The 22,766-nt window shown below is 67.6% G+C and carries 26 protein-coding genes; 13 read left to right on the top strand and 13 right to left on the bottom strand.

Translation table 11 applies throughout. The features are described 5' to 3' along the window. Positions 1–282: 282 nt before the first annotated feature. From C8J25_RS00535 to C8J25_RS00505, 7 genes are all read right to left on the bottom strand, one after another. Positions 283–1,098: an OmpA family protein gene (locus C8J25_RS00535; RefSeq protein ID WP_244186628.1), complete on the bottom strand. Its 816-nt coding sequence runs from the start codon at positions 1,096–1,098 to the stop codon at positions 283–285. An 85-nt stretch (positions 1,099–1,183) separates the two neighbouring features. Then, complete coding sequence (locus tag C8J25_RS00530; protein WP_107951828.1) at positions 1,184–2,404, bottom strand: DNA replication/repair protein RecF; 1,221 nt, start codon at positions 2,402–2,404, stop codon at positions 1,184–1,186. Between the two features lie 186 nt (positions 2,405–2,590). Next, a complete protein-coding gene (locus C8J25_RS00525) occupies positions 2,591–3,400 on the bottom strand; it encodes a Coq4 family protein (RefSeq protein ID WP_107951827.1) in 810 nt (269 codons plus the stop codon). Between the two features lie 52 nt (positions 3,401–3,452). Further along, positions 3,453–3,881 carry a type II toxin-antitoxin system VapC family toxin gene (locus C8J25_RS00520; protein WP_107951826.1) on the bottom strand — a complete coding sequence of 143 codons (429 nt, stop codon included), beginning with the start codon at positions 3,879–3,881 and terminating at the stop codon, positions 3,453–3,455. Continuing rightward, the gene (locus tag C8J25_RS00515; RefSeq protein ID WP_107951825.1) at positions 3,878–4,129 is read right to left on the bottom strand and encodes a type II toxin-antitoxin system Phd/YefM family antitoxin; all 252 of its coding nucleotides are present in this window, start codon (positions 4,127–4,129) and stop codon (positions 3,878–3,880) included. Before C8J25_RS00515 ends, C8J25_RS00520 begins: the two co-directional genes overlap by 4 nt. A 54-nt stretch (positions 4,130–4,183) precedes the next feature. Next, positions 4,184–5,302 (bottom strand): DNA polymerase III subunit beta, encoded by a 1,119-nt coding sequence (gene dnaN / locus C8J25_RS00510; RefSeq protein ID WP_056017955.1) that lies wholly within the window; start codon positions 5,300–5,302, stop codon positions 4,184–4,186. A gap of 130 nt (positions 5,303–5,432) precedes the next feature. Continuing rightward, positions 5,433–6,086: an outer membrane protein gene (locus tag C8J25_RS00505; RefSeq protein ID WP_107951824.1), complete on the bottom strand. Its 654-nt coding sequence runs from the start codon at positions 6,084–6,086 to the stop codon at positions 5,433–5,435. Positions 6,087–6,254: 168 nt separating this feature from the next. Between C8J25_RS00505 and C8J25_RS00500 the strand changes: the two genes are divergently transcribed. From C8J25_RS00500 to C8J25_RS00485, 4 genes are all read left to right on the top strand, one after another. Continuing rightward, positions 6,255–6,911, top strand: coding sequence for a histidine phosphatase family protein (locus C8J25_RS00500; protein ID WP_244186626.1), 657 nt, complete (start codon positions 6,255–6,257; stop codon positions 6,909–6,911). Positions 6,912–7,090: 179 nt separating this feature from the next. Next, a complete protein-coding gene (locus C8J25_RS00495; RefSeq protein ID WP_244186625.1) occupies positions 7,091–7,549 on the top strand; it encodes an invasion associated locus B family protein in 459 nt (152 codons plus the stop codon). Positions 7,550–7,793: 244 nt separating this feature from the next. Further along, positions 7,794–8,999: a dual-specificity RNA methyltransferase RlmN gene (gene rlmN, locus C8J25_RS00490; RefSeq protein ID WP_056061442.1), complete on the top strand. Its 1,206-nt coding sequence runs from the start codon at positions 7,794–7,796 to the stop codon at positions 8,997–8,999. Then, on the top strand, positions 8,992–9,750 hold the full coding sequence (locus C8J25_RS00485) for a sulfite exporter TauE/SafE family protein (protein WP_107951822.1): 759 nt from the start codon (positions 8,992–8,994) through the stop codon (positions 9,748–9,750). The genes rlmN and C8J25_RS00485 overlap by 8 nt, the downstream gene beginning before the upstream one ends. Here C8J25_RS00485 and C8J25_RS00480 read toward each other — a convergent pair. Both C8J25_RS00480 and C8J25_RS00475 read right to left on the bottom strand, forming a co-directional pair. Next, entirely contained in the window at positions 9,741–11,285 is a 1,545-nt protein-coding gene (locus C8J25_RS00480; RefSeq protein WP_107951821.1) for an ABC transporter permease/substrate-binding protein, read from the bottom strand. The two genes, C8J25_RS00485 and C8J25_RS00480, sit on opposite strands and share 10 nt — an antisense overlap. Then, entirely contained in the window at positions 11,282–12,055 is a 774-nt protein-coding gene (locus C8J25_RS00475; protein ID WP_107951820.1) for an ATP-binding cassette domain-containing protein, read from the bottom strand. Before C8J25_RS00475 ends, C8J25_RS00480 begins: the two co-directional genes overlap by 4 nt. Positions 12,056–12,103: 48 nt before the next feature. Here C8J25_RS00475 and C8J25_RS00470 point away from each other — a divergent pair, with 48 nt between their 5' ends. After that, positions 12,104–12,895, top strand: coding sequence for an SDR family oxidoreductase (locus C8J25_RS00470; protein ID WP_056485057.1), 792 nt, complete (start codon positions 12,104–12,106; stop codon positions 12,893–12,895). Between the two features lie 127 nt (positions 12,896–13,022). Here C8J25_RS00470 and C8J25_RS00465 read toward each other — a convergent pair whose 3' ends face one another. Beyond that, positions 13,023–13,319 (bottom strand): 4a-hydroxytetrahydrobiopterin dehydratase, encoded by a 297-nt coding sequence (locus tag C8J25_RS00465; RefSeq protein WP_055881974.1) that lies wholly within the window; start codon positions 13,317–13,319, stop codon positions 13,023–13,025. A gap of 48 nt (positions 13,320–13,367) precedes the next feature. Here C8J25_RS00465 and C8J25_RS00460 point away from each other — a divergent pair, with 48 nt between their 5' ends. The 7 genes from C8J25_RS00460 to C8J25_RS00435 all read left to right on the top strand — a co-directional run bounded on the left by C8J25_RS00460 (position 13,368) and on the right by C8J25_RS00435 (position 18,055). Next, on the top strand, positions 13,368–13,778 hold the full coding sequence (locus C8J25_RS00460; RefSeq protein ID WP_107952504.1) for a metallopeptidase family protein: 411 nt from the start codon (positions 13,368–13,370) through the stop codon (positions 13,776–13,778). Beyond that, entirely contained in the window at positions 13,775–14,347 is a 573-nt protein-coding gene (gene ccmA / locus C8J25_RS00455) for a heme ABC exporter ATP-binding protein CcmA (protein WP_107951819.1), read from the top strand. The genes C8J25_RS00460 and ccmA overlap by 4 nt, the downstream gene beginning before the upstream one ends. Continuing rightward, positions 14,344–14,985: a heme exporter protein CcmB gene (locus tag C8J25_RS00450; protein WP_107952502.1), complete on the top strand. Its 642-nt coding sequence runs from the start codon at positions 14,344–14,346 to the stop codon at positions 14,983–14,985. The genes ccmA and C8J25_RS00450 overlap by 4 nt, the downstream gene beginning before the upstream one ends. A 10-nt stretch (positions 14,986–14,995) precedes the next feature. Continuing rightward, positions 14,996–16,096, top strand: coding sequence for an oxidoreductase (locus C8J25_RS00445; RefSeq protein WP_107952500.1), 1,101 nt, complete (start codon positions 14,996–14,998; stop codon positions 16,094–16,096). 96 nt (positions 16,097–16,192) lie between these two features. Further along, positions 16,193–16,618, top strand: a complete 426-nt coding sequence (locus C8J25_RS00440) for a hypothetical protein (RefSeq protein ID WP_107951818.1) — start codon at positions 16,193–16,195, stop codon at positions 16,616–16,618. Next, a complete protein-coding gene (locus tag C8J25_RS20565; protein ID WP_056061473.1) occupies positions 16,608–16,904 on the top strand; it encodes a hypothetical protein in 297 nt (98 codons plus the stop codon). Before C8J25_RS00440 ends, C8J25_RS20565 begins: the two co-directional genes overlap by 11 nt. Positions 16,905–16,915: 11 nt before the next feature. Then, complete coding sequence (locus C8J25_RS00435) at positions 16,916–18,055, top strand: acyltransferase family protein (RefSeq protein WP_167397630.1); 1,140 nt, start codon at positions 16,916–16,918, stop codon at positions 18,053–18,055. A 2-nt stretch (positions 18,056–18,057) separates the two neighbouring features. Here C8J25_RS00435 and C8J25_RS00430 read toward each other — a convergent pair whose 3' ends face one another. Further along, complete coding sequence (locus C8J25_RS00430) at positions 18,058–19,104, bottom strand: cell wall hydrolase (RefSeq protein ID WP_244186623.1); 1,047 nt, start codon at positions 19,102–19,104, stop codon at positions 18,058–18,060. Between the two features lie 117 nt (positions 19,105–19,221). On the opposite strand from C8J25_RS00430, the gene C8J25_RS00425 reads away from it, so the two are divergent. Beyond that, positions 19,222–19,683: a Rap1a/Tai family immunity protein gene (locus C8J25_RS00425; RefSeq protein WP_107951816.1), complete on the top strand. Its 462-nt coding sequence runs from the start codon at positions 19,222–19,224 to the stop codon at positions 19,681–19,683. 43 nt (positions 19,684–19,726) lie between these two features. Here the strand turns inward: C8J25_RS00425 and C8J25_RS00420 are convergent, their stop codons facing one another. After that, complete coding sequence (locus C8J25_RS00420; protein WP_167397629.1) at positions 19,727–21,856, bottom strand: GumC family protein; 2,130 nt, start codon at positions 21,854–21,856, stop codon at positions 19,727–19,729. Positions 21,857–21,981: 125 nt separating this feature from the next. After that, positions 21,982–22,683 carry a polysaccharide biosynthesis/export family protein gene (locus C8J25_RS00415; RefSeq protein ID WP_107951814.1) on the bottom strand — a complete coding sequence of 234 codons (702 nt, stop codon included), beginning with the start codon at positions 22,681–22,683 and terminating at the stop codon, positions 21,982–21,984. Positions 22,684–22,766: the final 83 nt, after the last annotated feature.

Raw genomic sequence — 22,766 nt, 5'->3', positions numbered from 1 at the left:
CTTACGTTAGCACCGCGCTGGCGGAGGCCGGTGTCCAATTGGAAAGGTCGCAGTAACGACGAACTGCACTTCGTCAGCAATGTCCCCCAATTGGGCCCCGGCCTTCGCCGGGGTGGTGCAGGCTTGCCCCTCTCCCCTTGGGGAGAGGGAGGGAGGAGCCGGAGGCGACGGAAGGGTGAGGGGGAGTTGGGATCAGCGTCGAGAACCTCACTCCCCTCTCCCTTCCCACGGCAAGTGCCGCGGGCCCCTTCCCTCTCCCCGGAGGGGCGAGGGAGACCCTTCTCAGAAGCGGTCGGCGCGCTGGCCTAGCAGGGTCACCTCGACGCGGCGGTTGAGGCGCATGCCTGCCGCCGTCGCGTTGGTTGCGACGGGCTGGTTCTCGCCGTGGCCGACGACGCTGAACCGCGCGCGCACCACGTCCATGTCGTCGAACGCCTGGCGAACGCTCGCCGCGCGACGTTCGGACAGGTCCTGGTTATGCGTATCCGTCCCGCGCGAGTCCGTGAAGCCGTCGATCGCCACGCGGATGCCGGGGTTGCCGCGCAGATAGCGCGCGAGCGGCCGCAGCTTCTCGATCGCGCCGGGACGCAGCACGGCGCTGTCGGTGCGGAACAGCACGTCCTCCTGCAGCGTCAGCGTCGCGCCGCGCGGGGTCTGGCGGAAGCCGTAGTTACGCATCGCGCCGCGATCCCATGTCGTGGTGGTCTCGACTACAGTCGTGCCGCCGCGGTCGCCGCGATAGCCGCCCGGGTCACGGCCATAGGCGTCCCAGTCGAACCGGTCGCGGCGGGGGCCGGCGATGCGCGCGAATTCGCGGTTGGCGTCGTCGGCCTCCCGGGGGCTGATCCGGCCATCGCCGTTCGCGTCGAAGTTCGGCATCACGAATGCGATGCCGCGCCGCGTATTGCGCAGTTCGGGGAAGAGCACCGGAACGCCGGCGCCTTCCAGACGATAGCCGGGGCGCGACCACGGCGCGCGGCTCATGTCGTAGCGGCCCTCCGGGCGTCCGCCGTCGCGGACTTGCGCGAAAACGGGGGCGGTGGTCGCTGCGACCATCAGGACGCCGAGGGCTGCGCGGGTGAAATTCCGGGTCATCATGATCTCTCCGTGTCTTCGATGGACGGAGCTTTGCCCGCGCCCGCTTGAACGCGCGGTGAGCCTGCTCGACAGCGCGTGTTCAGCCTTAACGCCCGAGGGCGATTCGGGTCGCGCGGGCGCCGATCGCATCGAACAGCGCGTCTTCGGTGCCGGTCATCCACACTTGGCCGCGGCCCGCGAGACGGGCGAACAGCGCCGCGCGGCGGGCGGGATCGAGGTGCGCGGCGACCTCGTCGAGGAGGAGAACGGGGGGCTGGCCGGTGCGTTCGGCGACAAGGTCGGCGTGGGCGAGGACGATGCCGAGCAGGAGCGCCTTCTGCTCGCCGGTCGAGGCGAGCGAGGCGGCGCGGTCCTTGTCGAGATGGGTGACGATCAGGTCGACGCGGTGGGGTCCGCCGAGCGTGCGTCCGGCGGCGGCGTCGCGCGCGCGGCCCTGGGCGAGGTCGGCTTGCAGGCGCGTGGTGTCGCCGGCCCAGCCTTCGAGTGTCAGGCCGGCGCGGGGGAATAAGCTGTCGTCCTGATGCGCAAGCCTCGTCCCGAGCAGCGTGACGGTCTCGCGCCGGGCAGCATCGACCGCGGCGCCGTGCTCGGCCATCTGCGCTTCGAGTGCGGAGAGCCAGTCGCCATCGGGGCGGCCTTCGTCGGCAAGCAGGCGGTTTCGCGCACGCATCGCCGCGTCGTAGCGGGCGGCGTGATGCGCGTGGCTCGGGGCGAGCGCCAGCGTGAGGCGGTCGAGGAAGCCGCGGCGCTCGCCCGCGGGGGCGACGAAGAGGCGGTCCATCGCCGGGGTGAGCCAGAGGATCGTGAGCCACTCGGCGAGCGCGTTGGCGGTGGTGGTGGCGCCCTGGATGCGAACGATGCGACGCTCGGGGGCGGAGGCGAGCGTGCCGGTGGCAACGTCGACTTCGGCTGGTATCTGAATCTGGCCCTGTGCTTCTGGCTCCCCTTCCGCTTGCGGGAGGGGTCGGGGGAGGGGCGCGCCTTCCTCGGGAGCGGACGCCAGTACGTACGTCGCGCCCCCCCCTAACCCTTCCCGCAAGCGGGAGGGGAATTCTGCCGCGTTCTTCTGCGAGCGCTCGGGAAACAATGTGACTGCTACGCCGAAGCCGCCTGCTCCACCTTGTCGGGCCATCTCGCCCAGCGCCGCGCGCCGCAGCCCGCGGCCGGGCGCTAGAAGCGACACCGCTTCGAGGATATTCGTCTTGCCCGCGCCGTTCTCGCCGGTCAGCACGACGAACCCTGGTCCCGGCGTCAGCGTCAGGTCGGCGTGATTGCGGAAATCGGTGAGGACGAGACGCGACAGCATTGCCTCGGCCTTAGAGCAGTTTCGAAACCGATTGCATCGCCCTTTTCCGTTCGCCGCGAGCGAAGTCGAAGGGCTAGGCTCAAGCTACCTTGCTTCGACTTCGCTCAGCACGAACGGGAGGAGGTGGGGGGGCATTTTGATCCGACACCCCGCCAGCGACGATCGCCTCGCCGTATCAGCCTTCCCTCAGGCGGCAATTCGCTCCGGCACGCTTGCGGGGGCGGCCGCCGCGGTCGCCGCCTTCTGCGTGCTGAGATACGATGCGAGCGCCGGTCCGAGTTCGCGCTGCGCCCGCAGATACGCGACGGGCGTGACGATCCCAAGCCGCTCGCGCGCGGCCTCCAGCGGTTCGTGGAGCAGTTCGAGATAATCCTCGCCCGATACCCATTTCGCTTTGCGACCGTTGCGATAGCCTTCCCAGACCGCCTTCGCGAACAGCCTGCTGCCGGTGACGCGCATGCTCTTCAACGCCGCCGCAGAGCCGATCAGCGCCCAGCCGAGCCCGCCGACCTGCGCATAACTGAACGCGACGAGCGCCGCCTCGCCCATGCTTTCGTCGGCCTTGTAGCCGGTCAGCACGTGCCAGATATCGTGCGTGTCGCGCACCCGCCGTCCGAACCACGCATAAGGATGCGCCAGATCGTCCTCGGACGGCACGAGCCGCGAGACCTCGACCAGACCGTCCGCGGAATAGCCCGTCGTCTCGAGAAAATTGCGATACGCCGCCCCGACCGTGCCGGGCGCGAAGCTCGCGACGAACGCGGGGTCGGAGAAACGCTGCGCCAGTTCGACGCGGTCATAGGCGATCCGCCCACCCTGCTCGGTGGCGATCAACCGCGCGTAGTTCATCGGCGCATTGCCGACGTTGAGCGCGCGCATGATCCGGAACACCTGTGTCGTGTCGTCGCCGTTCGCGAGCAATTTCTTGATCGCATCGAACGCCGTACGCCAATCGCGACGACCGGTCGTACCGGGAAACGGAGGAAGCTTCGCCATCGAGTCGACTCCTTACTGACATTGCTGTTAGTATTGAGCGACTGGCGAGGAGTCAATCGAGGACGGTATCTACGTCGACGCGCATTTGCGTGGCCGCTTGCGCAAGGTCGTGATCGAGCGTCGCTAAGGACCAACCGCGCGCGACGACGATCGCGAGGTGAAGGGCGTCTCCGGAGCGCAGCTTCAGATCACCGCGATCGAGCAACGTTGCCGCCAACGCAAAATCGGTTTCGGTGAGTGGCTCTACGTGAAGTTCTCCGGCGCAAAATCGTTGCCACGCCTTCATCACACCGTTCCAACCAGCGGTGTCGATGACGCCCAATCGCCGTTTCATCGCAAGCGCACCGGAGAACTCGGTGACGACCCAATGGCTGACCGCCAGAGTATCAGACCGTCGCGATAGCCACGCGCGTACGTCCTCGCTTTGCGCCTCGGCGGTGAAGGCCGACACCACCACCGCCGTGTCGCAGTAGAGGGTCAATACCGCGAATCGTTACGCATCTGCCGGACGAGGTCACGTGCAGATGTTGGATCGTAAGGCAGCGACTTCGCCAACGCTTCGAGCGCGCTGACGTCGATGGGCTTGCGGCGCGGGAGCGGCGGTGCCTCGGGGGTCACGCGGGCAAAGGGTTGGCCATTGCGCGTGATCTGCACGGCCTCGCCAGCTTCGAGTCGGTCGATCAGCGTGCCTAGTTCGTCTTTCAGATCCGCGATGTTGATCGAGTCCATGGTCCGGTTCCTGCCTGTCGCACCGCTATACCATGGCGCGACAGGCAGACCGAATCACACGCGCATCGGCATCAGCACATACAACGCGGGCGACTTGTCGTTTTCGCGGATCAGCGTCGGGGCGGCGGCGTCGGCAAGATGCACCTCGACCATGTCGCCGTCGATCTGCGCGAGGATGTCCATCAGATAACGGCTGTTGAAGCCGATCTCGAACGGGAGCGCGACGTAATCGCCGGGGACTTCCTCCGCGGCGGTGCCGTTTTCGGGCGATGTGACGGACAACGTGATCTTGTCGCGGTCGAGCGCCATCTTCACGGCGCGCGTCTTCTCCGTGGCGATGGTGGAGACGCGGTCGACGCCTTCCATGAAGCTCTTCGGGTCGATCTTGAGGATCTTGTCGTTGCCGGTCGGGATCACGCGGCTGTAATCGGGGAACGTGCCGTCGATCAGCTTCGAGGTCAGGATCGCCTGGCCGAGGTCGAAACGGATCTTGGTCGGCGACAGCGAGACGCCGACCGAACCGTCGACCTCGTCGAGCAGTTTGCGCAACTCACCGATGCATTTGCGCGGCACGATCACGTCGGGCATCGATTCGGCACCCTCGGGACGCGGCAGCGTGACGCGCGCGAGACGGTGGCCGTCGGTCGCGGCGGCCTTCAGCACCGGGTTCGAGCTGTCGCCGTCCGCCACGTGCAGGAAAATGCCGTTGAGATAATAACGCGTCTCTTCGGTCGAGATCGCGAAGCGCGTCTTGTCGATGATCTGCTTGAGAGTCTCGGCGGGCAGTTCGAACTGGGTCGGCAGTTCGCCCTCGGCGATCACCGGGAAATCGTCGCGCGGCAGCGTGCCGAGCGAGAAGCGCGCGCGGCCTGCGACGATGCTCATCCGGCCTTCCGACGCGGCGAGCTGGACTTGAGATCCCTCGGGAAGCTTGCGCGCGATGTCGAACAGCGTGTGCGCGGACACCGTGGTCGCGCCGGGCTGATCGACTGCGGCGGCGATCGATTCGTTGATCTGGAGATCAAGGTCGGTCGCCATCAGCTTGAGCGTGCCCTCGGCGGTCGCCTCGATCAGCACGTTCGACAGGATGGGGATGGTGTTGCGCCGCTCCACCACGGACTGGACATGGCTCAGCCCCTTGAGGAGCGTTGCGCGTTCGATCGTCGCCTTCATCGTAATTCCCCCCGCCACCGCAGCCGGACTCGGGGCTGGGGGCAATCCGCAGATGGCTTACCCAACAACAAAGGGTCGGAGCAAGCGCCCCGACCCTTCTTTGATCACGGTAAACGTCGCGTTAAAGCGATCAGAAGCGGAAGCCGTAGCTCGCCACGACCTGATGGCGGTCGGTATCGACGTCGAAGCGGCTGCTGGTGCCGCCGGTCGCATAGTCGATGTTGCCGCGCTCATAGTTCGAATAACGATATTCGAGCTTGGCGTAGCTGTTCGGGCCCATCGCGTGCTCGGCGCCCGCACCGACGCGCCAGCCGTCGAGCTTGAAATTATTGTCGGTGGTCTGGCTGGTGCTGCCGGCGAGCACTTCGAGCTTCGAGTTGGTGTAGCCGCCCTTGACGTACAGCATCGTCGTCGGTGCGACGACATAGCCCGCGCGCGCGCCGACATAGATGTCGCGGCCCTGCTTGACGCGGCCATAGCCGAAGTCGCTGGTGTAATCGTTGCGGTCGCTCTTCGCGGTCGAGCCGGTCAGTTCGGCTTCGGCACCGAGCACGATGTTGTCCGAGGTCGCGATGTCGTAGCCGATGCCGCCGCCGTACAGCAGGCCGTCGATCTTCTGGTCATCGCGCCCGTTGTTGTTGGACACGCTGCTGCCGGCGCCGGTGTGGTCGTAGCCAAGCGTGGCCTCGACACGGGGGCCGGTGAAGGTCGGGTTGGTCTGCGCGAGGGCGGGTGCTGCGACTGCGGTGGTGGCGAGCAGCGAGACGGCGATAAGCGTACGCATTGGGGTTACTCCTTTACTGATCTGTCGCCCCAAAACGCGGGGCGGACCGCTCCAATGGACCAACCGCGCGGGCGTTGCATGAACCCCAGATAAACGCGGAAATCCGTTGCTTTTGCGCCACAGGGGGTTGAAACGCGGGCCATGATTCCAAGCCAACGGCAGGGTGAAGTGGACGCCCGATCAACCGACATTCCGGCCCTACGGAAAGGTCGCGATTTCGTCGCGCGGCACGGCGAAACCGTGTTCAATGCGGCGCATCGGTTGCAGGGGGATGCGGCGCATACGCCGCTCACGCGCGCTGGGTTCGCACAGGCGGACGAGCTTGGGCGGGCGTTGCGTGGTGTGCTGGGCGTTAAGCCAGCGCTGACCCTGTGGTCCTCGCCGACCGGGCGCGCGTTGCAGACGTTGGCGGTGATCTGCGAGCACCTGGAACTGGACTGGCATGATGCGCGGACCGATCCGCGGTTGGTCGAGATCCACATGGGGTCGTGGGGCGGGCGCTATTATGCGGACGTCGTCGACGAGGTCGGGCCGGTGATGCTGCCGGGTGGGACGTTGAAGCCTTCGCCCGATGGCGAGACCTATGCGGAGATCGCGGCACGAGTCGGCGGGTGGCTGGTGGATACGGCGGAGGATCCAGGCGATCGGCTGGTGATCATGCACGGGATTTCGAGTCGGGTGATGCTCGGCGTGATGACCGGTGCGGCGATCGATCCTGTGCTCGGCGCGCCGGTTGCGAAGGGGTTGCCGCAAGGGTCCGTTACGCTGGTCGAGAACGGACGCGCGACGGTGCCGCATCTGGGTACGGGGTTCGCTCCGGCGTGAGTTGGAGCCGGGGCGAAGGACTCCCATCGGGGTTGCGGACTTCTGCGCCCCTCCCTGGAAGGGAGGGGTTGGGGGTGGGTCGGCTTCCGCGTGTTCGAACCGATGAGACTCGAGCCGACCTACCCACCCCCTGCCCCTCCCTTCCAGGGAGGGGGGTTCTGTGGCGTTTGGTTTTGGCGGTGGGGGTGTTTGCGATTGCTGCTCCGGTAGCGGCGCGTGACACGATCGGCGTCTACCAGGGATGGGGTGCGTTCCGGGACGCTACGCCAGCGCGGTGTTACGCGATTGCGCGGCCGGTGATGGCGGGGGGGCGTGCTTCGGGGTTTGCCAGCGTTGCGACGTGGCCGAAGCGGGGTTTGCGCGCGTCCTTGTATGTGCGGCTCAGTCGCGAGCGGGATCGGTCGGCGGGGGTGACGCTGACCATCGGCGAGCGGCGATTCGCGCTGGTGGCGAACGGCTTGGATGCCTGGGCTGGCGATGCGCCGAGCGATCGCGCGATCGTCGCGGCGATGCGGTCGGGGCGGAGCATGAGTGTCGAGGCGGTCGGTGTTGGTGGGCGGCCGTTCGTCGATGTGTATGCGCTGTCGGGGGCGGCAACGGCGGTCGATGCGGCTGTGTTGGCGTGTAGCGGGGAGTGACGTTTTGCGGCTCCGCGTTTCCAATAGACGATCCGAACGAACCTTTACGATCCTCCCCCGCAAGGGGGAGGTGTCGCCGCAGGTGACGGAGGGGGAGGACACGGAACGAACGTGAGCGCGGGCCTCCCCCTCCGTCAGGCTACGCCTGCCACCTCCCCCTTGCAGGGGAGGATCAGAAGGGTGTCTACCGCCCCCTTCCCGCAGCCAGTAGAAAAATCACGAAAATTCCGCTACGGGCTCGCGCATGCAGACCGCCGCGAACCTCATGCCCATTCCGGGGCACATCGATCCCGTGCCCGTTCCCCGCAGCTTCGTGCCGCGCAGCGATGGGCGGATCGACCTGCTCGGGCTGTCGCTTGCCGACCTGCGGATGGCGCTGGAGACGTCGCAGCTCGAGGAGAAGCAGGCCAAGCTGCGCGCGAAACAGCTGTGGCACTGGATCTATAATCGCGGCGCGACCGAGTTCTCGGCGATGACCGACATCTCGAAGACGATGCACCCGTGGCTCGAGCAGCGCTTCGTGATCAGCCGGCCCAATGTGGTCGAGGCACAGGTGTCGACCGACGGCACGCGGAAGTGGCTGCTGCGGTCGGACGACGCGCAGGATTACGAGATGGTGTTCATCCCCGACGCGGATCGCGGCACGTTGTGCGTGTCGAGCCAGGTCGGCTGCACGCTCAACTGCACCTTCTGCCATACCGGCACGATGCGGTTGGTGCGCAATTTGACGCCCGCCGAGATCGTCGGCCAGGTGATGCTCGCGCGCGATTCGCTCGGCGAATGGCCGAGCCAGCCCGAGGGCCGCATGCTCACCAACATCGTGATGATGGGGATGGGCGAGCCGCTGTATAATTTCGAGAACGTCCGCGACGCGTTGAAGCTGGTGATGGACGGTGCGGGGCTCGCGCTCAGCCGCCGCCGGATCACGTTGTCGACGTCGGGCGTGGTGCCGATGATGGCGCGGGCGGGGGCCGAGATCGGCGTGAACCTGGCCGTGTCGCTGCACGCGGTCACCAAGGAAGTGCGCGACGAGATCGTGCCGCTCAACCGGAAATACGGCATCGAGGAATTGTTGCAGGCGTGCGCGGATTATCCGGGCACGAACAACGCGCGCCGCATCACGTTCGAATATGTGATGCTGAAGGATAAGAACGACTCCGACGACGACGCGCGCGAGCTGGTGCGGTTGCTGCGGAAGTACGAGCTGCCGGCGAAGGTAAACCTCATTCCGTTCAACCCGTGGCCGGGCGCGCAGTACGAGTGTTCGACGCCCGAGCGGATCAAGTCGTTCTCCAGCATCGTGTTCGGCGCGGGAATCTCGGCACCGGTGCGGACGCCGCGCGGACGCGACATCGATGCGGCGTGCGGGCAGCTGAAGACCGCGTCGGAGAAGAAGAGCCGCGCGCAGATCGATCGCGAGGCCGCCGCCGAGTCCGACGCTTTTGCTTGAGTGGACTGCGGTCGCGCTGGCGGCAGGGGCTGGGGTTCTTGGCGGTGCGATGAACGCGCTGGCGGGCGGTGGCAGCTTCGCGACGATGCCGACGCTGATCGGACTCGGCGTGCCGTCGACCTTCGCCAACGCGACCAGCAACGTCTCGCTCCAGCCCGGCGCGATGGCGAGTGCGTGGGCGTATCGCCACGGGCTCCAGCCGATCTCCGGCGTCGGCATGAAGACGATGGCCGGGATCACCTTCGTCGGCGGACTGGTCGGGAGCCTGTTGCTGGTGGCGACGTCGGCGCGCGCGTTCGACCTGATCGTGCCGTGGCTGCTGCTGTTCGCGACGCTGGCGATCGCGTTCGGCACGCGCGCATCGCTGTGGCTCCGGTCGCGTGTCGAGATCGGGCCGAAGTCGCTGGTCGCGGTGCAGGCGCTGCTGGGTGTGTATGGCGGGTATTTCGGCGGCGGCGTCGGGCTGATGCTGACTGCGGCATGGGGATTGCTGTCGGGCGCGACGCCGGCAACGCTCGCGCCGCCGCGGACGCTGATGCTGGCGGTCGCCAACCTCGCCGCGACGATCATCTTCATCGCGACCGGGATGGTGGTGTGGGCGCTATGCGTGCCGATGCTGATCGGCGGGATCGTCGGCGGCCATTTCGGCGCGAAACTCGGGCTTTTACTGTCGCCGCAGGTGATCCGCGTGTGGACGCTGCTGGTGACGATCGCGACGACGATCGTGTTCTTCTACCGCGCCTATTCCTGAAGCCCGGTCTTCGCGGCGAGCCATTTCGCCGCGGCCTCGGGGGTCTGCTTGTCGGTATCGCGGTCGACCCGGTAGTTCGCGGCGCGCATCGCCTCGACCGGAATGCGGCCGACCATCGGCTTCAGCGCGGCGAGGAACTTGGCGTCCCCTGCCCGCTTCGGCGCGACCATCAGGATCGCGTCGTAGCCTGGGATCGCACGCCGCGGGTCGGTCAGCACGGTGAGCCCGTCCGCCGCGATCCGGCCATCCGACGAGAAGGCGGAGATGACATCGACGTTGCCGCTCTCCAGCGCGCGGTACATGAAGGTCGGGCTGTACGGCGTCGTCTTGGCGAAGCGGAGCGGATAGGCGCGCTTCACCGCGGCCCATTCGGGACGTTCGAGGAATTCGAGATCGCTGCCTAGCGTCATGCCCGGCGCGGCCTTCACCAGATCGTCGAGGCTGGCGATGCCTTTGGACTTCGCCGCGTCGCCCTTCATCGCGAAGGCATAGGCGTTCTCGAACCCGAGCGATCCGACCAGGCCGACATGATGCTCGCGCCTGGCCCAATCGGCGATCGCGGCGACCATCGCCGGGCGTTCGGGGACGTCGTTGCGCTTCATCTCGTTCGCCCAGATCGTCCCGGCGTAATCGACATAGACGTCGATATCGCCGCTGGAGAGCGCGCCGAAGACGACCGCCGAGCCGAGGCCGTCGCGATATTCGACGGTATAGCCGGCCTGTTCGAGCCGGTCGCCGATCAGCCGCGCGAGGATATATTGCTCGGCGAAATTCTTGGCGCCGACCACGACGGTGCGGTCCGCGCCACCCTTGGGCCAGAGCGGGGCGGTCGCCGCCGCGGTGCCCAACACCAGCACCACCGCGCTCGCGATCCAGAGCCAGCGGCGGCGCGAGCGGATGCCGTATTCGATCGCCCCGATCAGCGCGTCGACCGCCAGTGCGAGCGCGGCCGCCGACACGCAGCCGGCGAGCACCAGCGCCCAGTTCTGCGTCTGCAATCCCGCGAAGATCATGTCGCCGAGGCTCGGCTGGCCGACCGTCGTCGACAGCGTCGCGGCGCCGATCGTCCAGACCGCGGCGGTGCGGATGCCGGCGATCAGCACGGGCGCGACCAGAGGTGCCTCGACCAGCCGCAGTTTCTGCGCGGGCGTCATGCCGACCGCGTCCGCCGCCTGGATCACCGCGGGATCGATGCCGTGCAGCCCCGCGACCGCATTCCGCAGGATCGGCAGCAGCGCGTACAGAGTCAGCGCGATCAGCGACGGGAGGAAGCCGAGCGCGGGGATGCCGCCGCCGACCAGCGCGGAGAGGCTGAGCAGCAGCGGGTAGAATAGCGCGAGCAACGCAAGGCTCGGGATCGTCTGGACGAGGCTCGCAAAGCCGAGCGAGACGCTCGCCACGGTCGCGTTGCGCGCGGACCAGATGCCGAGCGGCAGGCTGATCGCGATGCCGAGCAGCAGCGCCGCCGCGGAGAGAAGGACGTGGTTGGCGAGCAATGGCGGCACGCGGCCGAGCGCGTCTAGGAAGGCGCTCATGCGACCAGCGCCTGGAGGCGCTCGGCTTGCGCGCGCGGCACCTGCACCAGAGCCTGCGCATCGTCGCCACCCTTGCCGGCGACGAGATCTGCGGGCGTGGCGTCGGCGACGATCCGTCCCGCCTTCATCACCAGCACGCGGTCGGCGAGCAACAGCGCCTCCGCCATGTCGTGCGTGACGAGGATGGTGGTCAGCCCGAGCCGGTCGTGGAGTTCGCGGATCCGCGTGCCGAGCGCATCGCGCGTGACCGGGTCGAGCGCGCCGAACGCTTCGTCGAGCAGCAGCAGTTTCGCGCCGGGTGCGAGCGCGCGGGCGATGCCGACACGCTGGCGCTGGCCGCCCGAGAGCGCGTCGGGCATGCGGCTCGCAATGTTGCGGGGCAGGTCGACGAGGTCGAGCAGTTCCCCGACCTTGGCCTCATCCGTGCGCCCGGCGATGCGCAGGCCGATCGCGATGTTCTCGGCGATCGTCATGTGCGGGAACAGGCCGATATTCTGGAAGACGTAGCCGATCCGGCGGCGGAGTTCTGGGGCGGGCTCGTCGGCGACGTCGGCACCGTCGATAGTCACGCGGCCTTCGCTCGGCTCGACCAGGCGGTTGAGCGTCTTCAGCAGCGTCGACTTGCCCGAACCGGACGTGCCGACGAGCGCCACGAAACTGCCGCGCGCGATCTCCAGCGAAACGCCGTCGACGGCAATCGTCGTGCCCCCAGAACCAGGGTATCTCTTGGTGACGCGTTCGAAAGCGAGCGCTGGGGAATTGTCTGGCATCTGCGCGCAGGATGCGGGAAACATACCGGAAAATCAAATGGAGAGGGTATGAGCCAGCAGGGCATTTTCATCACCGGCGGCGGATCGGGGATCGGCCGCGCCACCGCGATACTGTTCGCGCGGAAAGGCTGGCGCGTCGGGCTCGCCGACGTCAACGTCGCTGGGCTTGCGGAGACCGCCGCGCTGCTGCCCGCGGGCATGGTCAGCACCTATCAGATGGACGTGCGCGACCGCGATGCGTGGGTGGCGTCGCTCGATGCGTTCGTCGCGACCACCGGCGGGCGGCTCGACGTGCTGTTCAACAACGCCGGGATCGGATCGGGCGGACCGCTCGCGGAGACCGACTTCGCCGAGATCGACCGGGTGATCGCGATCAACCTGGTCGGCGCGCTGAACGGGGCGCGGATCGGCCATGCGTATCTGAAGCGGACGCCGGGATCGTGCCTGCTCAACACCGCGTCGGCGTCGGCGATCTATGGCTCGGCGGGGCTCGCGCCCTATTCCGCGACCAAGTTCGGCGTGCGCGCGATCACCGAGGCGCTCGACGGCGAATGGGCGGCGGACGGCATCAAGGTGCGCTCGATCGTGCCGAGCTTCATCGACACGCCGCTGCTCGATTCCGCGGCGGGGAACACGAACCACTCGATCCGCGAGACGGTGACGGGTGCGGGGCTGGAACTGACCGGGGTGGACAAGGTCGCGGAGGCGGCTTGGGCCGCGGTGCACGGCGACAAGGTGCACACTTTCGTGGGGAAGACCGCGCACCGCATGGCGTTCGCGGCGCGGTGGATGCCGGGTGCGCTGCGCAAGCGGATGCGCCGGGATATGCGGAAGGGCTGAAAATCCCCCTCCCTGGAAGGGAGGGGTCAGGGGTGGGTCGGCTTCCGCATACCCGAACCTTTCGTGGCTCAAGCCGGCCTACCCACCCCAACCCCTCCCTTTCAGGGAGGGGCGAGACAGAAGTTCTTCAGGCGTCGCCGACGATCGCGTCGATTGCTTCGGCCATCTCGATATCGCGCGGTGACAGCCCACCCGCGTCATGCGTGGTCAGCAGGATTTCCACGCGGTTCCAGACGTTCTTCCACTCCGGATGGTGGTTCGCGCGCTCGGCGATCAGCGCGACCTGCGTCATGAAGCCGAACGCCTCGACGAAGTCGGCGAACACGATCGTCCGCGTGATCGCGTCGCGCGCATCGTCGTAATCCCACTCGTCGAGCCCATCGAGCGCCTCGGCCCGCTCGGTATCGTTCAGCGCTTCGATCATCGGGCTCTCCCTTGCCGCAACAGTTCGCCGACGCGTATGGCTGGCGGCATGAGCGGGCAAGCGACAATATCCGGGGAGGCCCCCGACGCCGATGCGATCGAGGCGATCGCGCGGGCGACGATCGCCAAGTTGCCGCAGCAGTTCGCGGAGCATCTCGGCGACATCGTCTTCGCGGTCGAGGAGTTTGCCGACGACGAGACGCTGGCGGCGCTGGGCCTCGAACATCCGCTCGACCTGTCGGGGCTGTATCACGGCCGCCCGCTCGGCGAGAAATCGTCGATGGACGTCGCGCCGATGCCTGATCGCATCGTGCTGTACCGCCGCGCGATCCTGGAGGAATGGATCGAGACCGGCGTCCGACTAGACGATCTCGTCGCGCATGTGACGATCCACGAGATCGGCCATCATTTCGGCCTGAGCGACGACGACATGCACGCGCTGGAGGATAGCGCGACGTGAGTCTCGCGTTTCGAGACGTTGCGTGCATGCGGGGCGGAAGATTGCTGTTCTCGGGCGTGTCGTTCGACCTCGGGCCGGGCGATGCGGCGATCGTCACCGGCCCCAATGGCGTCGGCAAATCGAGCCTGATCCGCATCGCCGCCGGCCTGCTCGCACCGTTCGAAGGCGCCGTAACCTGTGACGCGGACAAGGCGTTGCTGACCGAGGCGAGTGCGCTCGACTCGGACCGCACGCTCATCGACGCGCTCCGTTTCTGGGCCGCATTGGACACTGCGCCCGCCCCCGATACCCGGATCGCCCACGCGCTGTCCGCCCTCGATCTCGACGCGCTCGCGGGCATTCCGGTCCGCCTGCTGTCGACCGGGCAACGCCGCCGCGCGGCGATCGCGCGCGTTGCCGCCAGCGGAGCGCCGGTGTGGCTGCTCGACGAACCCGCCAACGGGCTCGACACAGTGTCGATCGCCCGACTGGAAACGCTGATCGCGGAGCACCGCGCCACCGGCGGCATTGCGCTGGTTGCCACCCACTTGCCGCTGGCGATTCCCCACGCGCAGGAAATCGCGTGGTGATCGCGCTGATCCGCCGCGATCTGCGCCGCAGCGTGTCGAGCGGTGGCGCGACATTGGTGGTCGCGTTCTTCCTGCTGGTGGCGACGCTGTTCCCGTTCGCGATCGGCCCCGACGCGGCGTTGCTCGCGCGGATCGGCGGCGGCGTGATCTGGACCGCGGCCTTGCTCGCCGCCTTGTTGCCGGTCGAGCGCCTCGTCGGTCCCGATCTCGAGGCGGGGGTGTTCGACCAGTTCGTCGTCCGCGGGATGTCGATCGCGCTGGTCGCGCTGGCGAAGACGATCGCGCACTGGCTGAGCTTCGGCCCGCCGCTGATGCTCGCCGCGGTGATCGCTGCCGCCCTGCTCAACCTGTCGGCCGACACGCTGCTCCGCGTCGAGATCGGCCTGCTGATCGGCACGCCCGGCCTTGCCGCACTCGCGGTCGCGACGAGCGCGCTGGTCGCGGGCGTACGCGGCGGCGGAGCGGTGACGGGCCTCGTGATGCTGCCGCTCGCGGTCCCGTTGCTGATCTTCGGCGCGGGATCGCTCGATCCGGCCGGCGGCGCGGGCGCGGTGAAATTGCTCGCGGCGGTCAGCCTCGTGCTCGTCGCAGGCGCACCGTTCCTGGCGGCGGCGGCGATCCGCGCGGGCATGGACTGAGGCGATGAGCATGACGGACGAGCAAGCCGGCCCCGTACGCGTCGGGCTGATCGGATACGGGTTGTCGGGCAAGACCTTCCATGCCCCGTTGATAGCGTCGGTCGCGGGGCTCGAACTTCGCGCGGTGTCGTCGCGCGATACCGACAAGGTGCAGGCGGACTTTTCGGGAATGGTGGTCCACGCCGATCCGCACGCGCTGATCGGGGCCGAGGACATAGACCTCGTCGTGATCGCGACGCCGAACGAGACGCATGCACCGCTCGCGAGGGCAGCGATCGCGGCGGGGAAGCATGTCGTGATCGACAAGCCGTTCACGCTCGACCTCGACGAAGCGCGCGGGCTTGTCGCGCTGGCGGAAGATCGGGGCGTGCTGCTGTCCGTCTTCCACAACCGGCGCTGGGACAGCGATTTCCTCACCGTGCGCGCCGCGATCGACGCAGGTATCGTCGGCGACGTCACGCATTTCGAATCGCATTTCGACCGGTTCAGGCCGGACGTCCGCGACCGCTGGCGCGAGCGGTCGGGGCCGGGCAGCGGCATCTGGTACGATCTCGGTCCGCATTTGGTCGATCAGGCGTTGCTCCTGTTCGGCTTGCCGGACACGGTTCAGGCATCGATCGCGACGCAGCGCCCGGGTGCGATGACGGACGATTGGGCGCACGTCGTCCTGTCCTATGGCCATCGCCGCGTGATCCTCCAGGCGAGCATGCTGGTCGCGGGCGGCGTCGACCGCTTCACCGTGCACGGCACCGCCGGCAGCATGACGAAGCGATGCGCCGATCGACAGGAGGCGCAACTTCTGAGCGGAATGCGGCCGGGCGACGCGAACTGGGGCGAGGATCCCGATCCGCTCGTGATCCACGTCGCCAACGGGCAACGCGAACAGCGCGCGCTACCCGGCGACCAGCGCCATTATTATCGGGGCATCGCGGCGGCCGTTCGGGGAGCGGCGAAAAATCCGGTCGAGCCGATCGAAGCGCTGGCGGTGATGGCGGTCGTCGAGGCGGCGTTCCTGTCCGCAAAGACCGGCGCGGCGACGGCATTGGCGCTGACCGATCGCGAGCGGGACGCCGCAGCCCGCGCCTTATCGTCCGCGACTGTACAAATCTGAACGATCCGTCCCGGCGGCGCGCGGGTATCGAATGCGTCGCTTGCCAAGCACCGCCGGTCGGTTGCCGATCCGGATCTTCTCTGACAGGATTGCGACGTGCCCGACCCCCTTCACCATGGCCTCAACCAATCGCGGTGGCCCAAGCGGATCGGTCGGCTGATCGATGCGATCTGCCTGGTGGCGCTGATCATGGTGATCGTCACGGTCATCTACGGCTTTTGGCTGCGCGCGATCTGGGCGCATGGCTATTACCTCGCGGTCGCGGTCGCGGTGCTGGGCGCGTTCGTCATCCTGATCGGCCTTGCGCAACAGGCGATCGCCGCACGCGACGTGGCGACCTGGCGCGACATGGCCGAATGGCAGATCCGCGCGGCGCGGGCGGCGGCGGGACAGGCCGGCGCGACGCAGGCGGATGCCGACGACGAGATCGAGGCGAATGCCGCCGCCTATTACGAGATTCTGATCGGTACGCTGGTCGCGCATGCCGAACAGGACGAACGGAGCATCGTCGATGAGCGGTGATCCGCATCTCGAACTGGGCGAAAGCCTGCCGCGGTTCCTGTCGCACTGGCTGGCGGCGTGCTTCGGGCATTTCCTGATGGTGCTGCTGCCGCTGATCACCGATTGGGCGCATGTGAAGAACGCGACCTGGCCGAGTTGGTGGTCGCTGCTGCTGTTCGCGGCGTCGACCTCGCTGGTGGCGGCGATCATCAACGCCAATTTGCCGGTGACGCCGCGCGAGATGATCAAGAGCGTCGCGCTGGGGTTCGCGCTGAACGCGACCATCGTCATGCTGCGGCTGGCGTGATTGGCGCGCGCGTGCCGCTGGTTTCGCGGCTGATCTCGCGCGATGCGGCGCTGGACCGCGACCAGATAGCGCCGCTCCAGCTGCTGCGCGGACTGGCGGCGTCGGGCGTCGTCGTCGAGCATTTGCTGGAGCGCTACGTCCGGCGCGGTGCGATTACCCATGACCTGCCCGATTTCACGACTCGGCTCGGCCAGACCGGCGTCGCCACCTTCTTCGCGATCAGCGGCTTCATCATGGTCTATATCGCGCTGCGGGAGGACCGGCCGCCGCCATCGGGCTGGTCTTTCCTGCGCAACCGCTTCCTGCGGGTCGCACCACTCTATTACCTGACGACGCTGATGATCGTGGCGTTCGGCTGGCTGGCGCAGGCGATGGGCGCACGGACCATCGTCGCGGCGCGCTTGCCGAACGTGGCCGAAATCCTGTTGTCGTTCGCGTTCATCCCCCACCGCGGCGCCAACGGTTTGATCCAGCCGATCTACGAGCTGGGGTGGACGCTGCATTACGAGATGTTCTTCTACCTGCTGTTCGCGGCGGGCCTCGCGGTGCTGGCGCGGCGCGGCGCGTTCCTAGTGCTGGCGGTACTTGGGTTGCTGGTTGCAGCGGGGACCGGCATCGATGCGCCACCCGACCGCGTCGGCGTATCGGTCGCCGCTTATGTCTTTACGCGGCCGATCATGGGGTATTTCGCGATCGGGATCGTGATCGCGATCGTCCGCCGCCGGATCGGCGACCGCCTGCCGGTGCTGCCGATGTCGGTCATCGCGGTCGTCGCCGTGGCCGCGCTGGGAGTCGCCACTATCGACCCGAGCCAGATCGTCGCAATGGCTGCAATCGCAGGAGCGGTGGCCGTAACCGTGCTCACGACACCCGCGGCGACGCGACGGTCGGATGGGTTCGCGGCCTTCTCGCGTGCGTTCGGCAACGCGTCCTACAGCATCTATCTCACGCACAGCTTCGTGCTGGGCGCGTTCGCGTCGGCGACCGTGTCGATCGTTGCATACGGCCTACCGGCGCTGCTCGCGATGGCGGCACTCGCCTGCATGGTGTGCTTCGGCGTGGGGTGGCTGTCCTGGCGGCTGATCGAACTGCCGATCGCGGCGGCGTTGCGCGGACGGCGCCCGTCCAGGGCCGAACTCGTCGCCCCCTGAGCTCAGTTGGCGGTAGGCGATACCGGCAGGACGCGGCGCTCTGGAGTCGGCGCCGAAGCGCTGGTGTCGCCGACTTCGGGACCACGCGGCAGCACCCGCCGCTCGCCAAGGCTGACGGTCGGCACCGGAGAATCGTCGGGCAGGCTGGCGCGATACCCGCTGAGGACGGGTCGCTCGCTCGGCGCAACCGCACCGGATGCGGTGGCCACCGTTGCGGCGGCGTCCGTCGCCGTCGGGGTGACCACCGCGGCGGGCAGCGTCATCGCCGGTTCGTTACCCGCATAGACGCCGCGAAACGCACCCCCTCGCCCGGCCGGACCGTTCCAGCGGTAGAAGATGTGCGCGCCGATCGCCGCGACCTTTTCGAGGCTCGATGCCCAATACGGCACGACGTAGTTGGCGTGATAATGCGTAGCCCAGCCGACCGGTGCGAACACCGCGCCGCCCAGTGCCGATGTCGCAACCCGCGAGGCACGCAGCCAGCCCTTCTGCGACGGTAAGCGACCAAGCGCGCCATCGCAGACGAAGGTGAACTGGCAGCCGGTTCTGCGTTGCGATCCGTCGAGGACGACGCCGCAGACCGTCTTGGGATAGGCGGGATGGCGCACCCGGTTGAGGATGACCTGCGCGACCGCGCGCTCGCCATCGTCCGATTCGCTGCCAGCCTCGTAATAGACCGCCATCGTCAGGCATTGCAGCGAGCGGCTGTAATCCTCCGCCTTCCCGGTCCGCAGCGCGAAGGTGGACGCGGATTCGACGCGCTTTGCCACGGTCGGCGCGGCGGCGTTCCAGGCGACCGCCTGCTCGGGCGTCAGCGGGCGCATCGTCTTGGGCGCGAACGGTGCCTCGATCCGCGCGGTGCTCGCCCAGCGCGTGCCGCCGGTCGCGTCGAACGTCTTGTCCGGCGGCGTCCCGAGGCTGACGACCGCGACGATGATTGATCCCCCAATCATCATCAGCGCCAGCAGGGCGGGCACGATCACGCCGAGGTGAAACCGACGCACCGGCGGCAGCGACGAAACCGTGTTCGGATCGAGGACCAACGTCAAGGGCGCCGGCTCGTGCGACGCGGGCGCCTGTCGCCGAATAAGGTCGAGAAGAGCCATTGCTTCGTCGGGTGTTAGTGAATTGAAGCGCACCGCGCCAGCGCGTAACGACGGGCGATCATGGTCATGCCCCTCGTCCTGCTGCTCGCCGCGCCGCTGTTGGTCCAGTCCCAGAAACCGAATGGGCCGGTGCCGCAGGCTTCCGCCCCGCAAGCGCCAAGCTCGCAAGCCTCAGCGGGGCCGCTCGCCGGGGGGTTGTTCAGCGCTGGGCAGTTGCGGCAGCGCTGTTTGTCCAACGTGCCGGCCGACGCGTCCTATTGCTTTGCCTATATCACCGGCGTGCATGACACGGTCCGCGCGTACGAGGCGTGGCTGAACCAGCGCGAATTCTGCGTGCCCCGGCATGTCCCGCAAGGCGATTTGCGCCAGGCGTTCATCGACTATCTGCGCGACAAGCCCTCCGACCTGTCGGGCGAAGCGGCCTCGGTCGTCGTCGTCGCGCTGAAGATTCGCTACGCGTGCGGTAGCGGCACGCGTCCCGGCGGGACGCCGCCTGCCACGGCTCGGAGCGGCAAACCCTGACCTGCGCTAGCTACTCCGGCCCAAGCCAGAGCAGCGGTTCGGCTTATTTCGACGCGTCGTCGTAGCGATAGCGGTAGTAATCGTAGGACTGGCCGAAGCCCGCCTTCTTGGCGTTGTACTTGGTCATGACGCAGCCAATCACGGTGCCGCCGGCGCGGAGCAGGCGGGACACGGCGTTGCGTGCCTGCCCGAAATGCGCGCTCGAGGCTTCGGCGACGAACACGGTGGCCTGCGCGGCGGCCGTCAACTGCGCCGCATCGGCGAGTGCCAGGACCGGCGGGCCGTCGACGATCACGACGTCGTAATCCGCCTCCAGCGCGGCCAGCAGATCCTGCATCGCCGTCCCCGCGAACAGCGTCGCGGGATCGGGTGGCAGACGTCCGCTCGGCAGGAAGCTGAGTCCGGGGAACGCGGTCGGGAGGATCGACGCGCCGCGTTCGGTCATCCGCGCAAGGACCGACGAAAGGCCGATCTCGGGCAAGGTGATCCCCAGCGTGCGGTGCAGCGACGGACGCCGCAAATCCGCGTCGACCAGCAGGACGCGGCGGCCGAGCCCGGCGAAGTCGCGCGCGAGGGCGAACGAGGTTGTCGACTTGCCCTCCGACTTGCTGCTGCCGGTGACGAGGATCGACCGCGGCGGACCCTGGTTCGACGACAGTTCGATCGACGTCCGGATCGCGTGATACGCCTCGGCGATCTCCGACTTCGGATTGTTGAGCGCGTCGAGCGGCGAATCGCCCCGCGTGTCGGGCACGACGCCGAGCAGCGGGATGTGCAGCTTCTGCTCGACATCCTGCGGATCGCGGATCGAATCGTCGAGATAGTCGCGACCGAACGCATACAGCATCGCCAGCGCGAGCCCGGCGATCAGCGCGAGCGCGACGTTGAGCAGCGGCCGCGGCGACGTCGGGCGGCGGGGCTGCTCGGCGGTATCGACGCTGGAGACGTTGTTGGTCGTGATCCCCGCCTCGGCGCTGACTTCCTTGTAGCGCTGGAGCAGGCCCTCATAGAGCTGGCGGTTGGTATCCACCTCGCGACGCAGGATATTGTAGCGAACGCTGCGGCCCTGCTCGGCGAGCGTGGCGCCTTGGAGCGCGGTAACCTGCTGGATGAGCGCGCGGTTCTGGCGCTCGGCGGTGAGATACTGGTTCTCGATTGACTTGCGCGTCACCTCCGCGAGCTGGCGGATCTGCTGGTCGAGCGTGGCGATCTCGGCAAGTGCCTGGATCACGACCGGGTGGTCGGGCTTCAGGCGGCGGCGGACTTCGCTGAGGCTGGCGATGTCCTCGGCGCGCTTCTGCGACAGGCGCTGGACCGCCTCGTTCGCCTGCACTTCGGGCAGCGACATCAGCGGCGCACGACGCGCCTGCTCCCACCGCGCGCGCGTCCGCAGGCGGTTGGCCTCCGATGTCGCCGAATCGGCGTTGAGCTGGATGAGGTTGGCTGTGACGAGCGACCGCGGCGCGTTATCCGCTTCCTGCTGGCGCGCGCCCGCGCTGGCGTCGATCAGCCGCGCCGATCGAGCATAAGCGATCAGGTCGCGCTCCGATCCTTCGAGGCGCGTCTTGGCGAGGCCGAGCTGGTTCTGGAGGAACCGGCGGGAATAGGAAGACGCGGAGAATTTCCGCTGGATATTCCCCTCGATGAAGTTGGTCGCGTAGCTGTTGGCGATCTCTGCCGCGAGCGCGGGGTCGCGGCTGGTGAAGATGATGTGGACGACGCGCGAGTTGCGGCGAAGGTCGATCGTCAGGTTCTTTTGCAGGACGTCGACGACCTGGTCGGCAAGGCTGGCATCGCCCGGCTTGATCTCGATCTGGCGCGCGCCGGTCATCCGCTTGAGGAAGTCGTCGTTCGCACTCAGCGCGAGGCTGTCCGAAACGCGACGTGCGATCGCCCGGCTGTTGAGCACGTCCGCCTGCGTCTGGAGGAAGCGATCGGCATCGCTGCCGGCGACCTGCGGCTCCGAATCCTCGGTGCCGAGAACCTTCGCGACCTGCTGGTCGATCTGGATGCTCGACTGCGCGGTGTACTTGCGCGGCATCAGCAACGCGGAGGCGATGCCGAGCATCAGCGCGACCCCGACGATCGCGATCATCATGTAGCGATTGCGGAAGATCGTCGCCCAGACTGCGCGAAGATCGATCGCCGGTTCGTCCCCCTCGCCCTCAGGCACGGAAAAGTCTTCGCGCTCGGCAAAATTCGACCCAGGGGCCGAACCGAGGTTCCGCCGGTCGTTCGGCGTGAGAGCGCCCTGAGAGACGTCGACACTCCCCATGAGTCAGTTCTCTTCCTGTGATCTTAGAATTGCGCGAAGACGCCGAAGCCCGCGAGCAACGGTGCCGCGCGCAGAATGTCATGCCAGGCCGACTTGCCCGTCGAATGGCCGACGATGATCGTGTCGCGAGCCGCGATCGCGGGATCGGCATCGTCACCGCGGCGGATCCGCTTCAGATCGAACACCGCGCCCATCCGCTTGCCGTCGATGTAGCGGATCACGATCACCTCGCGCAACGACGCGTCCTCGCTCTCGCCCTTGGCGAGCGCGATCGTGTCGAGCAGCGTGGTCGGCCCGGAAATCGGATAGATACCCGGCTCCTTGACGTCGCCCTGCACGGTGACGCGCTGCGCGACCGAACTGGCGACGGTGACCGTGACTTGCGGATTGACGTAGAACCGCTCGGCCAGCTTTGCGGCGAGCAGGTCGGCGAGCTGCGTGCTGGTGTTGCCGGCCGCCTGGATCCGTCCGATCAACGGCATCGATATGACGCCGGCGGCATCGACCACGACCCCGCGGGTCGAAATGTCGGCTTCCTGGAACACGACGATGTCCAGCGTATCGAGCGCGCCGATACGATAATCCTGCACCCGTGGCTCACCCACCGGCGCCGGGATCGTCTCATACGCGGCTTCGCCGGTTCGGAGGTTAGGGCCGACATTATCGTCGGCGCACGCGCCGAGCATGGCGCTCAGCGCGACCACCCCTATCAAGGTCGCTCGCATCCGTTGATCTTGCCCCTTTGGAATGACGAACCCTCGCACTACCCGGTGCACTCGGTCAAGCGTCTAACCTGTGTTACCGGCGC

Origin of the sequence: Sphingomonas faeni (genome assembly GCF_003053745.1) — a bacterium.
GTDB lineage: Bacteria > Pseudomonadota > Alphaproteobacteria > Sphingomonadales > Sphingomonadaceae > Sphingomonas > Sphingomonas faeni.
This window is presented reverse-complemented; position numbering and strand designations above follow the sequence as displayed.

Excerpts from the sequence above, each read along its gene's own strand:
- C8J25_RS00535 (WP_244186628.1), bottom strand. The coding sequence starts at position 1,098 with ATGATGACCCGGAATTTCACCCGCGCAGCCCTCGGCGTCCTGATGGTC.
- C8J25_RS00530 (WP_107951828.1), bottom strand. The coding sequence starts at position 2,404 with ATGCTGTCGCGTCTCGTCCTCACCGATTTCCGCAATCACGCCGACCTG.
- C8J25_RS00525 (WP_107951827.1), bottom strand. The coding sequence starts at position 3,400 with ATGGCGAAGCTTCCTCCGTTTCCCGGTACGACCGGTCGTCGCGATTGG.
- C8J25_RS00515 (WP_107951825.1), bottom strand. The coding sequence starts at position 4,129 with ATGGACTCGATCAACATCGCGGATCTGAAAGACGAACTAGGCACGCTG.
- dnaN (WP_056017955.1), bottom strand. The coding sequence starts at position 5,302 with ATGAAGGCGACGATCGAACGCGCAACGCTCCTCAAGGGGCTGAGCCAT.
- C8J25_RS00505 (WP_107951824.1), bottom strand. The coding sequence starts at position 6,086 with ATGCGTACGCTTATCGCCGTCTCGCTGCTCGCCACCACCGCAGTCGCA.
- rlmN (WP_056061442.1), top strand. The coding sequence starts at position 7,794 with ATGCAGACCGCCGCGAACCTCATGCCCATTCCGGGGCACATCGATCCC.
- C8J25_RS00480 (WP_107951821.1), bottom strand. The coding sequence starts at position 11,285 with ATGAGCGCCTTCCTAGACGCGCTCGGCCGCGTGCCGCCATTGCTCGCC.
- C8J25_RS00475 (WP_107951820.1), bottom strand. The coding sequence starts at position 12,055 with ATGCCAGACAATTCCCCAGCGCTCGCTTTCGAACGCGTCACCAAGAGA.
- C8J25_RS00470 (WP_056485057.1), top strand. The coding sequence starts at position 12,104 with ATGAGCCAGCAGGGCATTTTCATCACCGGCGGCGGATCGGGGATCGGC.
- C8J25_RS00465 (WP_055881974.1), bottom strand. The coding sequence starts at position 13,319 with ATGATCGAAGCGCTGAACGATACCGAGCGGGCCGAGGCGCTCGATGGG.
- C8J25_RS00460 (WP_107952504.1), top strand. The coding sequence starts at position 13,368 with ATGAGCGGGCAAGCGACAATATCCGGGGAGGCCCCCGACGCCGATGCG.
- C8J25_RS00445 (WP_107952500.1), top strand. The coding sequence starts at position 14,996 with ATGACGGACGAGCAAGCCGGCCCCGTACGCGTCGGGCTGATCGGATAC.
- C8J25_RS20565 (WP_056061473.1), top strand. The coding sequence starts at position 16,608 with ATGAGCGGTGATCCGCATCTCGAACTGGGCGAAAGCCTGCCGCGGTTC.
- C8J25_RS00425 (WP_107951816.1), top strand. The coding sequence starts at position 19,222 with ATGGTCATGCCCCTCGTCCTGCTGCTCGCCGCGCCGCTGTTGGTCCAG.
- C8J25_RS00415 (WP_107951814.1), bottom strand. The coding sequence starts at position 22,683 with ATGCGAGCGACCTTGATAGGGGTGGTCGCGCTGAGCGCCATGCTCGGC.